Annotated in this window: 12 protein-coding genes; 10 read left to right on the top strand and 2 right to left on the bottom strand. The window is 48.2% G+C overall.

Annotated features, from left to right (window positions below):
• Nucleotides 1–36 precede the first annotated feature (36 nt).
• The 8 genes from AB4114_RS28230 (at nucleotide 37) to trpB (ending at nucleotide 11,934) form a co-directional block, all read left to right on the top strand.
• A complete protein-coding gene (locus AB4114_RS28230; protein WP_441991459.1) occupies nucleotides 37–996 on the top strand; it encodes a carbohydrate ABC transporter permease in 960 nt (319 codons plus the stop codon).
• On the top strand, nucleotides 993–1,838 hold the full coding sequence (locus AB4114_RS28225) for a carbohydrate ABC transporter permease (protein WP_441991458.1): 846 nt from the start codon (nucleotides 993–995) through the stop codon (nucleotides 1,836–1,838). The genes AB4114_RS28230 and AB4114_RS28225 overlap by 4 nt, the downstream gene beginning before the upstream one ends.
• Before the next feature lie 81 nt (nucleotides 1,839–1,919).
• Nucleotides 1,920–3,689, top strand: a complete 1,770-nt coding sequence (locus tag AB4114_RS28220; protein WP_441991457.1) for a sensor histidine kinase — start codon at nucleotides 1,920–1,922, stop codon at nucleotides 3,687–3,689.
• Entirely contained in the window at nucleotides 3,667–5,277 is a 1,611-nt protein-coding gene (locus AB4114_RS28215) for a response regulator transcription factor (RefSeq protein WP_441991456.1), read from the top strand. The genes AB4114_RS28220 and AB4114_RS28215 overlap by 23 nt, the downstream gene beginning before the upstream one ends.
• Nucleotides 5,278–5,458: 181 nt before the next feature.
• On the top strand, nucleotides 5,459–6,790 hold the full coding sequence (locus AB4114_RS28210) for an ABC transporter substrate-binding protein (RefSeq protein ID WP_441991455.1): 1,332 nt from the start codon (nucleotides 5,459–5,461) through the stop codon (nucleotides 6,788–6,790).
• A 171-nt stretch (nucleotides 6,791–6,961) separates the two neighbouring features.
• Nucleotides 6,962–7,945, top strand: coding sequence for an aldo/keto reductase (locus AB4114_RS28205; protein ID WP_441991498.1), 984 nt, complete (start codon nucleotides 6,962–6,964; stop codon nucleotides 7,943–7,945).
• Between the two features lie 162 nt (nucleotides 7,946–8,107).
• On the top strand, nucleotides 8,108–10,582 hold the full coding sequence (locus tag AB4114_RS28200) for a prolyl oligopeptidase family serine peptidase (protein WP_441991454.1): 2,475 nt from the start codon (nucleotides 8,108–8,110) through the stop codon (nucleotides 10,580–10,582).
• A gap of 185 nt (nucleotides 10,583–10,767) precedes the next feature.
• Nucleotides 10,768–11,934: a tryptophan synthase subunit beta gene (gene trpB, locus AB4114_RS28195; RefSeq protein ID WP_441991453.1), complete on the top strand. Its 1,167-nt coding sequence runs from the start codon at nucleotides 10,768–10,770 to the stop codon at nucleotides 11,932–11,934.
• Nucleotides 11,935–12,149: 215 nt separating this feature from the next.
• Here the strand turns inward: trpB and AB4114_RS28190 are convergent, their stop codons facing one another.
• Entirely contained in the window at nucleotides 12,150–12,446 is a 297-nt protein-coding gene (locus tag AB4114_RS28190; protein ID WP_441991452.1) for a hypothetical protein, read from the bottom strand.
• A 195-nt stretch (nucleotides 12,447–12,641) separates the two neighbouring features.
• Nucleotides 12,642–13,493, bottom strand: a complete 852-nt coding sequence (locus AB4114_RS28185; protein WP_246303178.1) for a helix-turn-helix domain-containing protein — start codon at nucleotides 13,491–13,493, stop codon at nucleotides 12,642–12,644.
• A 161-nt stretch (nucleotides 13,494–13,654) separates the two neighbouring features.
• Between AB4114_RS28185 and AB4114_RS28180 the strand changes: the two genes are divergently transcribed.
• Nucleotides 13,655–14,728, top strand: a complete 1,074-nt coding sequence (locus tag AB4114_RS28180) for a Gfo/Idh/MocA family protein (protein WP_441991451.1) — start codon at nucleotides 13,655–13,657, stop codon at nucleotides 14,726–14,728.
• A gap of 104 nt (nucleotides 14,729–14,832) precedes the next feature.
• Nucleotides 14,833–15,669, top strand: coding sequence for a sugar phosphate isomerase/epimerase family protein (locus AB4114_RS28175; RefSeq protein ID WP_441991450.1), 837 nt, complete (start codon nucleotides 14,833–14,835; stop codon nucleotides 15,667–15,669).
• The last annotated feature ends 387 nt before the right edge of the window (nucleotides 15,670–16,056 follow it).

Genomic DNA, 16,056 nt, shown 5'->3' with positions numbered 1-16,056 from the left:
AGATGAAATTACTATTAGAAAAGGGTGAGCCCCAATATGCGTACACAACCTACGACAAATACCAGTAAACAGGCTCAAAAGCGGTTCTCCGCCTTTCATTGGAAGGGCCGCTGGGAATCGCCTGTAGCAGGGTATTTGTTCATCTCCCCATGGCTGCTTGGCTTCTTGCTCTTAACCTTATGGCCGATGATCCGATCGGTTTATTATTCCTTTACCAAGTTTACGTTGCTGGACGCTCCCGATTGGATCGGCTTGAGAAACTATGAACGAATCTTCGCCGACGATGAAACGTTCAGACAGTCTCTCACTGTCACGCTGTTGTTCGTTGTCATCTCCGTGCCAATCAAGCTGGTGACTGCCCTGTTGGTCGCTATGCTGCTCAACAAGAACATAAAGGGAATTTCCATTTATCGTACATTTATTTATTTGCCATCTCTAATCGGAAGCAGTATCGCCGTCGCGGTTCTATGGAAAAATATTTTCGGGATCGACGGATTTATCAATAAGTTTTTAAGTATTTTTGGGATCGAGGGGATCAGTTGGATCAGCTCCCCTGGTACGGCTCTGGGCACATTAATTATTTTGGTGGCGTGGCAGTTCGGCTCTTCGATGGTTATTTTCCTTGCGGGGCTCAAACAAATTCCATCGGAGCTCTATGAGGCTTCTTCTGTCGATGGCGCATCGAAGCTCAGACAATTTTTCAACATTACGCTGCCCATGCTTTCCCCGGTTCTGCTATTTAATCTGGTTTTGCAGACGATTGGCTCGTTCCAAATGTTCACGCAGGCATTCATTATTACAAAAGGCGGCCCGATCAACTCTACGTATATGTATGCGCTGTATTTGTACGAAAGAGCTTTCGCCCGCTATGATATGGGCTACGCTTCGGCATTAGCCTGGATACTGCTTGTTATTATCGGCATCGCGACTGCCTTGATCTTCGCATCATCCCGTTACTGGGTATTCTATGAGACTGAAGGAGGCCGTAAGAAATGACACTAACGCAGCGCCGGACTCTCGGCTCCCATATTTTTTTAACCCTATTCAGTATCGTTATGGTATATCCCATCTTGTGGTGGGTTGGAGCCGCATTCAAATCCAATGATGAGATGAGCTCGCCTAATTTGTTCCCGAAAGTATGGTTGTGGAGCAACTTCACTGACGGTTGGGTTGCGCTTCCGAAATTTACGTTCACGCACTTCTATATGAACTCCTTCGAGCTGATCGCAGGCGTACTAATTACATCGGTGCTTTCTTGCAGCCTCGTCGCTTTCGGCTTTGCCCGACTTGACTTCCCGCTCAAAAATTTCTGGTTCTCTATCCTGATGGTCACGTTGATGCTGCCTAGTCAGGTGACGTTAGTTCCGCAATATATTATGTTCAATACATTCGGTTGGATTAATACGTATCTGCCGTTCTATGTCCCTCATGCTTTAGCTGGTGGTATCGGCGGACCGTTCTTTATTTTCCTCCTCATTCAGTTCATTCGCGGTCTTCCGAAGGATCTGGACGAATCGGCCAAAATCGATGGCTGCAGCTGGTTCGGCATTTACTGGCGCATCATCCTGCCACTCACCAAGCCTGCACTAGTCACGGTAGCCATCTACTGTTTCCTATGGAACTGGGATGATTTCTTCGGTCACTTGTTGTATATCAATTCAGTGGATAAATACACAGTTGGGCTGGCACTCAAATTGTTTGTAGACAGTCAGTCTGCCTTGCCTTGGGGTCAATTGCTGGCGATGTCACTTGTATCCATTGTGCCTTCGTTAATTATCTTCTTTATGGCTCAGCGCCATTTTGTAGACGGCATTGCGTCAGGTGCAGTGAAGGGGTAAAATTTGATGAGTTGCTTGAAAAGCTGCGATATTGTGCAGCTTTTTTGGCTTTTAGGATTGCCGCCTGAGGGGAGGGCCTTGATGAACTTATTCAAACGTGTGCGGATTGATCGGTTGTTTTTCAGCAGTTTCGCTTCTTTCTTATCGATCTTGCTGCTCGTCTTTACATGGATCAGCTACAGTGTGACGGCTAGAGAACTTGCAGATACATCATCGTACTACCAGCAAGATATGCTCAATGAGTTGAATAAACAGATTGATATCCAGCTGAAATCGATCGAGCAAATGTCGCTGGCTGCTTCCCGCAATATGAATACGATCGGTTACGATCCTTTTGAAAAGGATTTGCTACAGAAACATATTCGAAGGGAAGATATGCTGCAGATGTTGGCTAGGATCACCTACAGCACGACGATGGTGCAGTCTATTTATTTATATTTAGACAATCCATCTCAGACGGATCCCCAAGCTCCTGTACAAATTTTCGATATGGCGCATGTTCGGGATGAGCCCTGGTATCCAGAGATTCAGAAATCAGACTTCGCCTGGGTCGGGGAGCGGACGCTCCCTACGAATAAAGGGCCTCAACAGTTTATCAGCTTCGCCCGTAAGCTATACAACAATTCGGACAAGTACTATGGGCTTCTGATGCTGAACGTGAAGGCATCCGCAATCGAAAGCTTGGTTCGCGGGGAGTCCGAGGGTAAAGAGAGGAACCGGTTGCTGTTGGATGCCAGCGGCAGAACGATTGCCACGATTGGTAAACCAACATTAAGTGAAAATGATCTTAGGCTGATCAGCAGCAAGGAAATCGCTTCGAATTATATACACCTACCGGTGAACCAAGATCAGAGTGAGGGAGCTCTGCTCGTGTGGAGCAAGGTGCGATCGGATTGGATGTTGATTGAAATCACGCCATGGAATGAAATTGTACACGGCAGTATCCGGCTTGCCTATATCCTAGTCTCTATTGGTCTGATGGCCATCTGCATCACCGCCTTCTTCACGCTGTTCCTGTCAAAGCAATTCACGAAGCCGATTCGCCTGCTGCTTGCGCGAATGGGACGTGTGCCCGCGACAGGGGCTGGCATGGATCTGCCTACAGACTATGAGAATGAGTTCGGGAGCTTATTCAACGGCTACCGCCGGCAAATGGAGCGGATTGATGAGTTGGTGCAATCACTGCAATCCCAGCATAAGCGTAAGCGAGAAGCGGAGATATTGGCGCTGCAGGCGATGATTAATCCCCATTTTTTATATAATACCTTGGATCAGCTGAACTGGATTGCGATAGATTCTGGGCAAGAGAAAATCAGTACAATCGTTTCGTTAATGGGTAAAATGTTCCGTATTGGTCTTTCCAATGGTGAGACAGTCATTCCAATTCGGGATGAGCTGACGCATGTTGATTGCTACCTGCAAATTCAAAAGATTCGTTGGGGCGAACGTCTTACGTACACCATTGAAATCGAAGAGGAGCTAAAAGAACTGTATATTTCGCGTTTAACGATACAGCCATTTGTCGAGAATGCATTCATTCATGGATTTCATGGCAGAAGGGCTGGGGAGGTTCATATTGCCCTTAAGCGTAAGGAAAGCGAATTGGAAATTACCATTCGTGATAATGGCGTAGGTCTACAGCCAGGTTGGGAAGTGCCGAAGCCGCGCAAAACAGGCGGCTATGGCGTTAGGAATGTGATGGACCGCATCGCTGCCTATTTCGGGGAACCATACGGCGTCACGATGCGAGGCAGAGCGGAAGGCGGAACGGAAGTGGTCCTGCGGCTCCCTGTTCTGCACAATAAATCCGAAGTGGAGGAGGCCTTTCATGTGGAGAGTACTCATTATTGATGATGATTTTCAAGTGTTGGAAGGGATGAAGAAATCCATCCCCTGGGAACGTTTAGAAGCCGAATGGGTAGGAGAAGCGATGGATGGGCAGGAAGGACTCCAGAAGGTGAAGGAAACGAGCCCAGACATTATCATAACCGACATCTATATGCCTATGATGAATGGTCTCGAGATGATCGAGCAACTGAAGCAGGTAGGATTTGCGGGAGAAATCATTATTCTCAGTGGTTATTCCGATTTTCAGTACGCGCGTCAAGCGTTGCGACTGCAGGTAAGTGATTACTTGTCGAAGCCAGTCACGATGGATGAGCTAAGTGGTGTGCTGGAGCGGGCTATCCATGAGCTGGAGACCAAGGAACTGGCGAAGCTAGAGCAGGAGGAGACGCGGCGCAGGTTAATGATGTACGAGCCCTTCGTGCAGAAGGAATGGCTGAAGTCGATCGTCACGGGTACGTTGGGTCGGGCTATCGCGGAGGAAAGCATGGAGCCGATCGACGAGAAATCGTGGCTAAGGCAGAAACATCTTATCATGGGCATCGAGCTCATGGGGACAATCCGTGTATCGAACCTCACCTTAACGGACTGGAGCTTGTTCCGGTTCGCTCTGGCCAACATCATCCGCGAAGTGTTAGAGCGGGATTGGCCGCTTTCTGAGTTCATCGAGCTGCACAGCCATCATGCTGCCATCGTTTTTCATATTCCTCTAGAGCAATCAGATGCAGAGGCAAGAGCGAGTATTAAGCGTATCGGAGCGTACATTTCGGAATGTACCCAGACCTATTTGAAATTAAGTATCCGTATCGGAATTGGTAGTGTACAGGCGGACTGGAGACAACTCTCTGACTCAACAGAAGAGGCTTTCTTGGATCTCCTGCAGCAAACGCTGAACGAAGATCAGGGGACTCGCCTATCCAATCCGGATGCTGAGGAGCCCGAGTTTACGATTCGCCCTATCAAGTTTTATCAAGAACTGGCCGAGGCTATTGTATATGCGAAGAAAGAGGAGACACTTGCGATTGTGGATGCCTACTTGGCGCAGCTTCGCCAGATGCCTTCCGTAACGCCAGCGTATCTGCAATACTTATGCTCGGAACTGTGGACGATTCTGGCCTATTCGCTATACAGCACCGGCGTAGTGCTCGACGATCTGTTTCCCGGTCTGCCGGCAAACCAAGAAATTACCAAGATTCAGACAATCGAGGAGCTCCGGGATTGGCTTGAGAACAAAATCTCCGGCATTTCCTCACAGCGTGGATGGAGCGAACATTCCAAACATAAGGAAGCCATCGATTTCATGATTCAATATGCGCATGAGCATTATGCCGAGGACATTGCTTTGGAAGATTTATCGAAACAGCTGTATTTAACCCGCAATTATTTGAACCGGATGTTTAAGAATGCAACGGGAGAAACCTTTACGAACTATTTGATCCGTGTAAGGCTGGAGAAAGCCAAAGTACTGCTGACGGAAGGTAAGCACATGATTTATGAGATAGCAGAAAAGGTGGGCTACAAAAATGTGGCTTATTTCAGCTCTATTTTCAAAAAACATTACGGTATGAATCCCAGTGAGCTCGGAAAGAAATAGGTTGTGCTCGATTGTGGTAGAAATGTGTTCATTACCCTTATTTTGATTGTGTCCTTCGGTTTATATAATGAAGGTATAAGCGCGCTGCTGATGAATGGAGTTGCCACAGTACTTCGTTCCTTTTATCGAAAAGGCGTTGACACATGGACCTGAATATGGAGTACAGGAAGGGGTTAACAGAATGATGAACAAGCAGATAAAAAGATGGGGTTTACTGACAGTTACAGCACTTACAGCGGTAAGCTTGACCGCTTGCGGTGGCAATACCGCGACCAGTACCAAAACGGGTGCAAGCGCACAACCAAGCAGCGGTGCAGCAGCAACAGCAGCAGTGGATAATAAGCCTGTGAAACTGCGCATTGTATGGTGGGGCTCACAAGCCAGACATGATGCGACTTTGAAGGCACTTGATGCTTACACGAAGAAACATCCAAACGTTACGTTTGAACCGGAATTTTCCGGGTTCGATGGCTATGCGGATAAGCTTGCCACTCAGGCTGCGGCGAAAAATGCACCAGACGTGATCCAGATGGATCCGGCTTGGTTAGCTGAATATAGTGGAAGAAACCAACTCGTGGATCTGTCCAAAGGTATTAATACCGCGGATATCGATAAATCCCTAGTTGATTCTGGTAAATATAAAGATAAGTTGTATGCAATTCCACTAGGAAATAACGCTACGGGTATGCTATTTAACAAGAATGCCGTGGACAAGCTCGGCATCACACCTCCGGCCAATGGCTGGACATGGGATCAATATTTCCAATTCGGCAGGGATGCGAAAGCAAAGCTGGAGAAAGATAAATATGCGCTAATGGATGCGACGAGTGATTACACAGTTTATTCTTCCTACCAGATCAGCCAAGGCAAAGGCTACCCGGTAACAGTAGACGGCAAATTTAATTTGGACAAGGATACTTACCTCACGTACGCGAAGAAATACGCTGACCTTCGAAAAGAAGGCGTTGTTCCCCCACCGGATATTGCAACGACAGATAAAGAATCCGATGCAAAGATGGATTTGATGAACAACGATACGGTTTTGATCAAGCGCAGCTTTGCGGCACTGTTACCTGGATATGAAGGCGTGAAGCCGGGCGCTTATAAATTTGTTACGCAGCCTAAAGGCGCTCAAGCCAGCGGCTTCCTGAAGCCGTCCATGTTCTGGTCCATCAGTGCGGATTCCAAGAACATCGAAGCGTCCAAAGCGTTCATCGACTGGTTTGTCAACGATACGGAAGCAGCGGACATTTTGACAACAACGCGCGGTGTACCCGTTTCCAAAAAGGTTCTCGAATATTTGACACCTAAGCTAACGCCTGCAGATAAACAGCAAATCGAGCTGATCAAGAATGTAGCACCGGATGCACAACCATTTAATCCTGGCGCTAAAGGCTGGAGTAACTACACAGCTAAGGACTTTAAGGATATTGGTGAAAAAGTGATGTTCGGCAAAATTACACCGGAAGCGGCGTATGATGAATTGGTGAAGAAAGCGAAGGATTACCAATAAATTGTGGGAATAGAGCAATTCATGAAAAACTCAGGTCGTCGGGATGTTCTCGACAGCTTGAGTTTTTCGCGTTGGTGAAGCTCAGACTCGCCACTTGCGTGAATTGGGTGATTCCTACTGGTATCGTGTATAATCATGGGAGAATCACATTGCGAGGAATAGGTGAATAGTATGATGGGGAAAGCGGTACTTCGGCAAATGGGCAGCTCGTCGTTGGCGTTGTCGCCACTTGGGCTCGGCTGCTGGCAATTCAGTAACGGTCAGGGCATGGTTGGGAAGTTCTGGCCGGTGCTGAAGAAAGCGGATGTGCGCAGCATCGTTCAGACCAGTCTCAAGGGCGGGATTAATTGGTTTGATACAGCGGAGGTGTACGGAAAAGGTCAATCTGAGCAAATGCTAGCGGAAGCACTGCGCGAAGCGGGTCCTTTGGCTGATGAAGCACATATTGCGACGAAGTGGTGGCCGTTCCTTCGTACCGCGAGCAGCATCACGAGCACGATTGAAGAGCGCATACGGCTGCTGGAGAATCGGACGATCGACCTGCATCAGGTGCATCAGCCTTTTTCATTTTCATCTGTTCGAGAAGAAATGAACGCGATGGCAGGACTTGTGAAGTCAGGTAAAATCAAGAACGTAGGCGTCAGTAATTTTTCTGAGGATAAAATGCGTGAAGCCGACCGCGTCCTCCGCGAGCACGGACTTCGCCTCATTTCCAATCAAGTGAAGTATAGCTTGCTGGATCGCAGGATTGAGCACAATGGGATCATGGAGGCTGCCAAGGAGCTTGGTGTCGCGATTATCGCGTACTCACCGCTGGAGCAGGGGATCTTAAGCGGCAAGTTTCACAAAAACCCAGAGCTGGTGAAAGCAATCAAAGGTCCGCGTAAATTCACATCGGCTTTCCGTGCCTCGGGGCTGCAGAAATCGAAGCCGCTGATCGACAAGTTAGATGAACTTGCACTGATCTATGATGCATCACCAACGCAGATTGCACTGAATTGGCTGATTCATGCGCATGGGGAGACCGTATTCGCCATTCCAGGTGCGTCGAAAACACATCACGCAGAAGAGAATGTGAAAGCCATGCAATTCACACTAACCGAAGAGGAATTAAAGCAGATCAGCGATGTTTCGAATCGCGTGCTGAACCAATAAGAGAAGCCTCCAATCACTTCATCGTGAGTTGGGGGCTTTTACCTTTTTCGAAGAGAATAGGAATGTTATACAAATCTCTCCTATAAGTCTATGAATATACTATTTTCTGTCATATAATGGGACGTATTATGTTCGTTGTATTTAGTTTACAGGGGGAATAACATGAAGATTTTCATTCGAAAAGGGATAGCTTCCCTACTGGCTGCTGTTTGGATTGTGGCCGTTGCCGTGCCGATCAGTGCTCAGGCAAGCAACGATGCCGTCGCCTATGCGGACGTGCCAGCTGATTACTATGCGAGTCAAGAGATTACATGGCTTAAACAAAAGGGGATTATCCAAGCCGAAGAGGACGGTAACTTTCATCCAGATGATGCCGTTACACGTGGTGATGCTGCGGTATGGCTCGGCAAGGCGCTCAAGGTGCAGAAGCCGAAGTCATTGAATGGATTCACGGACGTGGCCGAATCCAGTCCTTACGCGGAAGCGGTGAACGCTTTGAAGGAACGGAACATTGTCCAGGGGGATGGCGGGATGTATCAACCAGCATCCTTTCTAACACGTGAACAGATGGCGAGCCTGCTCGTTCGTGCTTTTCAGCTCAAAGATAATGGCATTCAGGCCTGGCTCAAGGATGAGGGCAGCATCGCAAAACCGCATCACGACGATGTGATAAGACTGAAGCAAAATTTTATTACCGAGCAATTGACGTTTATGCCACAGGATCATGTGACGCGTGCACAACTTGTCTTATTCATATATCGGACGATTTCCGCGCAAGAAGAGACGTCGCAAGGTACGGTTTCATTGGATGATCTCCTGAAGCTACCAGATAAGGCTGCTTTACGTTTATCACCTGACGGTACGAAACTAGCTTTATTGCAACCGTGGGAAAACCGCATGAATCTCTATATTCAAAAAGTTGGAGAGACAGAAAGCACACGGATTACGAGCTCCAAAGACGAAAATATTCAAAGCTTATATTGGATTACAGACAAAGTGCTCATCTATTCCGTCGATAACGGCGGTACCGAAAATACACATATTCATGTTGTTCATGCAGACGGTACAGGCGATAAAGACCTGACTCCCTATACGAATGTAAAGGCGGACCTGCTTGATGTGCGGCCTGCTCAGAAAGAAGAGGATTTTGAACTTTTAGTTACCATGAATAAGCGCGATCCCAAAGCAATGGATGTTTACCGGGTAAAGCTGGGATCAGGAGATACAACCCTCCATGTGCAAAATCCAGGAAACGTTAATTATTGGCAGACCGATAATTGGGGCCAAGTTCGTGCAGCGATAGCTGTAGATGGCGAAAAGACAAGCCTCCTCTATAGGCAGGATGAGAACAAAGATTTTGAGAAAATAGCGAGCTTTGATCCAAATGATACCTTTATTCCTGTTATGTTCACTTACAATCCAGGGGCTAATGCAATTGATCAACTCTATGCGGCTTCCAACGTTGGACGCGACAAAGTAGCACTGGTTACTTATGACTTAAGCACGAAGAAAGAGACGGAAGTCATCTATGTGAATGACGAAGTCGATATTAGCAATTTCATCTATTCTTACAAGAAGAGGACCATTTTAGCGGTTTCCTATGAGACCGATGATGTTCATTTGAAGTATTTGGATAAAGAGTTTGAAGTGATGTCGCGCCAAATCGATGACAAACTGCAAAACACGCATTGGGGCATTATTGGTTCACCGGATAAAGACGTCCTGCTGCTGCATGCGGGAGGCGATAAGTCATACGGCAGCTATTATTTATATGATCGCAAGATGGATAAGCTCGACAAGATTGCAGATAGTAATCCGAATCTGGATGAGAAGAAACTGGCCGATATGAAGCCGATTTCTTTCAAAAGCAGAGATGGCTTGACGATTCACGGATATTTAACGTTACCTAAAGGAGCAGCAGCAACGAAACTGCCMCTTGTTGTCAATCCGCATGGCGGGCCGAGGGCTCGCGTTTCCTGGGGCTATAGCTCGGAAGTTCAACTGTTGGCTAGCCAAGGGTACGCTGTGCTGCAATTGAATTTCCGAGGCTCAACAGGCTATGGGAAAGCCTTCCTGCATGCTGGAGATAAGCAATGGGGCCAAGCGATGCAGAATGATATCACGGACGGTGTTAAATGGCTGATTGAACGGGGCACTGCAGACCCTGAACGCGTGGCGATATACGGTGCCTCCTACGGTGGATATGCGACGTTGGCGGGTATGGCGTTTACGCCGGATTTGTACGCAGCAGGTGTGGATTATGTAGGTCCGTCCAGTCTATTAACGTTTTTGAACTCGATGCCCCCATATTGGGAGATTGGTCGTTCGCAGATGTACCAACAGGTAGGTGACCCTGTTAAAGATAAAAAGATGCTCGAAGCGTATTCGCCCGTGCTGCATGCGGACCAAATCAAAGCCCCTCTCATGATCGCGCAAGGCGTGAACGACCCGAGGGTGAAGAGAACGGAATCGGATCAGATGGTGACAGCGCTTCGCAAACTAGATGTCGACGTACCTTATATGCTCAAAATGTCCGAAGGACATGGTTATTCCAAGTTAGAAAATGAACGGGATTTCTACCAGGCACTTATCCATTTTCTGAATAAGAACGTAAAGAACAAGAAGAAAGCGGCGTAGAATTATGTCGGGGCTGTCCTAGAAGGGGATCCTCGAATGAATGAGGGGCTTTAGGGCCTCTTTTTTGTGCCGACGGACTTCCTCATGAAGTTGTAAAATGTGCAACACCACAAATTGGCTATTTATGGTACGATGGAAACTAGGTCAGACAGACTATTATTATGTATATTGGAGGCGCTTACAGTATGAATCAGGAACAATTGCAGGAAGGGTATTTTGGGGAGTTCGGAGGCAGCTTCGTGCCGCCAGAATTACAGGAAGTGCTAAATTATCTGAGTGAGCAATTCTATAAGTATAAGGACGATGCGGAATTTAATGAAGAATATAGTTATTATTTACGTGAATATGTGGGTCGCGAGAATCCACTGACCTATGTGAAGAGGCTGTCGGAGACTTGGGGCGGTGCGAAAGTTTATCTAAAGCGTGAGGATCTGAACCACACAGGTGCGCACAAAATTAACAACGTAATCGGTCAAATTCTGCTCGCCAAGCGGATGGGTGCCAAGCGGATTATCGCCGAAACTGGAGCCGGGCAGCATGGCGTCGCAACGGCGACTGCCTGCGCCATGTTCGACATGGAATGTATCATCTATATGGGCGCCGAAGATACGCGCCGTCAATCCTTGAATGTTTTCCGGATGGAGCTGCTTGGCGCTACCGTTGTTCCCGTTCACAAAGGACAAGGTCGCCTGAAGGATGCCGTTGACGAAGCCTTGGGAGATCTTGTTCAGAATTACAAGAACACGTTCTACTTGCTTGGTTCTGCCGTCGGCCCACATCCATTCCCGTCAATGGTTAAACATTTCCAATCGATCGTCAGCGAGGAATCCAAGCGTCAGATTCTCGAAAAGGAGGGTCGCCTGCCAGATGCGGTTATCGCCTGCGTAGGGGGAGGAAGCAACGCGATCGGCGCGTTTGCCCACTACCTAGACGAACCATCGGTTCGATTGATCGGGGTCGAGCCGGATCAAGCACCTACGTTGACTGAAGGTGTTCCGAGCGTAATTCACGGCTTCAAGTGCCTGGTGCTGTTGGACGAGGAGGGCAACCCACGGAAGACCTATTCGATTGCAGCGGGTCTCGATTATCCAGGCATAGGTCCGGAGCATAGCCATCTGAAAGTAACGGAGAGAGCGGAATATGTGACAGTCAGCAATGATGAAGTTTTGGCGGCATTTCAGGAGCTGTCTCGCACGGAAGGGATCATTCCCGCGCTTGAGAGCGCGCATGCTGTCGCTTATGCGAAGAAGCTTGCTCCGACGATGAGTAAGGATCAAATCATCATCATCAACCTCTCTGGTCGCGGAGACAAGGATGTCGAACAAGTATTCGAAATGCTTAAGAAAAAATAAACGAGCTTATGATCGCACCACGATGGCGATGAGTGGGGCACCCCTTGGGGGGCCTAACAAGCCGTCATGTAAATGTAACAAGATTGAAATCTTATCTTCAGGTAGATTTAAGGAAACGAGCCTATACTAAATCTCGACCCCCTTTTAAATATATATACCTTGAGACCTGCGGCCCGTTGCTGTGGGTCATTTTTTTTGTAGCGTAGTAGGTCAGACTAGAATCCGAATGTCATATGGCTCCATAGATAATACAAATAGGCCACAGTCAGCATGGCAGCGAGTATAGTGATAAATGCGTTAACTTGTTTGAAAATAAGGGAGCTCAGTAAGACCGCTAGTGGAAGATAGTACATGTAGATTTGACTAAACATCTGAAACTGCGGCTCCAAATAAGGTGAACATAGTACCAGAATGACGATGGATAAGATCGAATAAAGAAACCCTACGAGAATACCCAGAATGATTAAACCGATGAAATCAATAACTTTCGTATACACGCTTATTCTTTCCATTACCACACCCACCCTTCAATACTTACATTTTAGTAAAGTAAGCCCAGTAGGATAAGTACTAACATTTCATAGTACCGGTGTAGTAGGGTTGTAGCGCAGTTCAGTAGAACGGCAAAAGAGCTGCCTCGCGGCAGCTTTCTACATACGCAATGGTAGGAAGGATCATCACGATAGGGTACATCAGACCAGTCCTGTTTACGTCACCGCACGCCCATGCTCAACCCGCCTGTACTCCTTCGGCACAATGCCCTTACTCTCTCGGAATATCCGCGAAAAGGTTTTGTACGAGCCATAGCCAACTTCCAATGCAATCTCCGTGACGCTCATGTCGGTGGAGACCAGCAAGCTGCAGGCATGACGCAAGCGCAGATCGTGCAGGAAGTGGACAAAGGTTTGGCCTGTCGTTTGCTTAATCACTTCGCTGATGCGTGACACGCTCATCGTGAAGCGAGCTGCCAGATCGGACAGTGCCAAATCTTCTTGATAATTCCGATGGATATAATGAATAATCGGCCACACGGCGTGGCTGGACCTTGAGGGGGATTTGGCCAATGTTGCAGCTTCCTCCTCCTGACCTGCGTGCTGGAAGCGATGCCGATCGAAGCGGATCAGTATTTCCTTCAATTTGGCCTTCAGCAGGGTCTGCCTGTAACGTTCGTCACCGTGATACTCTTTCACCATCTCTTCGATGAGAGCCGACATCATCTCTTGCTCAGCCCCTTCGAACTGGACATAAGCTGGCAATCCATTCGCATCATTAAACAGATCAGAGAGACCTTGATCGTTCCCTGGTTCCATGAGCAGATCCATACTGAACATGCCGTTGAAGAGAACTAGCTTTTGACCCGGGTCCGTAAAAATCTCATGCACCTGATAGGGCAGTACAAACGTGAAAGTGCCAGGCGCCATCGTATGTTTCACATCATTTATGGATTCAGCGCCACGTCCTTCAACCACATAAGAGAACTCCAGGTAATCATGGCGGTGCGCGCGAAAGCCATGTTCCAATGTATTTCTACTAAGGTGAAATGGGAAGGGGGAGTGCATATTAGGGTACGTTTTCAGATAATCTGGAAAATACGTCATGATCAGTCAGGGCTCCTTCGAAAAAATGGGACGTTTTCCGAATATACGGTACGACTTCTTAGTGATCTTATTTTATCATAAAAGCAGGGTCAACAGCGTGTACTTATGAGGAGGAACGAATCGTGGAAAGCGTTAACAAAATTAGAATTGGAATTATTGGTGCAGGCAATATTGGCGGGGTTCATATTCGGGAGTTTTCAAAGCTGGCGGAACTCTGTGAAATTACGGCGATTACAGATGCGTACTTGCCTTTGGCTGCAGCGAGAGCGCAAGAGCATGGCATTGCTCATGTGGCTGCCACACCGGAGGAATTAATCCAAAGCTCGAACGTCGACGCCGTCATTATTGGGGTGCCGAATCAATACCATGCTTCCCTTGCTGTACAAGCGATTGAAGCGGGTAAACATGTACTTATCGAGAAGCCTATGGGCATTAACGCCGAAGCGGCTAAACAAATATATGAAGCAAGTAAAGCGTCGAATACGATTGTGATGATCGGTCACCAAATGCGCTGGGAATCCGTTCCTATGCAAATCAAAGAGCAGGTTGAAGCAGGCGAATTAGGCAAAATTTATACAGCCAAAACAGGCTGGTTCCGTCGCAAAGGTATTCCAGGCTGGGGAACTTGGTTTACGAAAATGGATGAGTCCGGTGGCGGTCCGTTGATCGATATCGGCGTTCATATGCTGGATCTTGCTCTTTATTTGATGGGGAATCCGAAACCAGTTTCTGTTGTAGGTGCAACGTATGCGGAATTCGGGCCGCGCCGCAAAGGGATTGGCACATGGGGCAAACCGAATTGGAACGGTACCTATGATGTAGAGGATTTGGCAACTGCGCTGATTCGTATGGAAGATGGCAGCACGCTGACGCTTGAAGTGAGCTGGGCGGTTCATATGGACACAGACAACACGCCTTTCGTACACCTCATGGGCGCGGATGGCGGAGCTAGCTACAAGGGACCTACGGGTAAATTGCTGACAGAGAAATTCAACCGTGCAATCGAGACTGAATTGAAAAAGCCTGAGAATGATGAAGGCGAGCGCCTACGTCTTAGCCTACATTTCCTAGATTGTATTCGAGAAGGCAAACAGCCGATCACATCGGCACTTTCCGGTTATACGAACAATTTGATTCTCGATGCAATCTATGAATCTTCGCGTACAGGTAGTGAAGTGAAATTGAACTGGGAGTAGTCGCGGATAGAGCGAAGTAAGCGGAACAGAGTGAATATAGAACGGACAGCGTGGAGAACAGACTAAGAAAGCGTATTGCAGCAACCATTTGGAGGGATTATCCGATGCTTAGAGGGTTAACGAGAGCAGGGCTTGGCAAGATCGAGAGCAACGAGCAGTTCATCGAGTTAGCGGCAAAATATGGCTTCCAAGCGGTCGACATCGACGCTTTGAGCCTTGTAGAAGCTCACACCGCAGCTGGTGCTCGTGAGTTATTAGAGAAGAATGGACTCGTTGTCGGGTCCATTGGTTTGCCCGTGGAATGGCGTTCCACGGAAGAGGTGTTCCGCGAGGGGCTGCCGAAGCTAGCCCAAGCCGCGGAAGCGGCAGCAGCGCTCGGCTGCACGAGCTGCTGCACGTATGTGCTGCCCTCGACAGACCTCGGGGCAGCGCACTTCATGGCGCTCGCGACGCGCAGATTGCGCACGTGCGCCCAAATCCTAGGCGCCTACGGCATTCGCCTAGGGCTGGAGTTCGTCGGTCCGCATCATCTGCGGACACGGTGGCAGAACCCGTTCATCTGGACCATCGATGAAACGTTGGATTGGATCGATGCGATCGGTGAGCGCAACGTGGGTTTACTGTTCGATTCGTACCACTGGTACACGAACGGTGGGACTGTCGCGGATATCGAGAAGCTCCGCGTCGATCAGATCGTGCATGTGCACATCAACGATGCACCGGATGTGCCGGTTGAGGAAGTGCTCGACAACGGACGTGTGTATCCGGGCGAAGGTGTTATTGATTTGGCAGGCTTCCTRCAAGGCCTGAAGCGTATTGGCTACACCGGCGCCGTGGCGCAGGAGATCCTGACGGCCGAAGCGCCGACAGATTCTCCGGAGAGCCTGGTCGAGCGGTCCAAAGCTGGCTTCGACAAGGTGTATGCCGCGGCGGGGCTGTAGGTTGTGTGTTGCGTGTTGTATGGAGAGCGAATCCTTCGGGATTCGCTTTTTGTTTCTTTGGGGCTCCGCGGCTCCAACTCCCCCCAACTTTAATCGAGCGCACTTCCAACTAGCTAAAATCGAAATTGAGGGAGCTCCGCGGCTCAATGATACGGCATTGCCCCCTTTTTGACAAATAACTGGATTTCCTCCCGCTAATTCGTGGGAAATCCACGTCTTGGGACGTTTAACTGGATTTCTGCAGCTAGAATAAAAAGTGGACACCTCGTTAACAGATTTAAGATAATAGATGTAACGAGGAGGTGTTCACAATGGGTGAACAACGGCAAAGGTACAATGATGAATTTAAACAACAAACGGTAAAATTTATTCAAGAACAAACGAAAT

It is taken from the genome of Paenibacillus sp. 2RAB27, assembly GCF_052115445.1.
Lineage (GTDB): Bacteria > Bacillota > Bacilli > Paenibacillales > NBRC-103111 > Paenibacillus_E.
The sequence above is the reverse complement of the archived record's forward strand: the minus strand, read 5'-3'. Positions and strand labels throughout refer to the sequence as shown.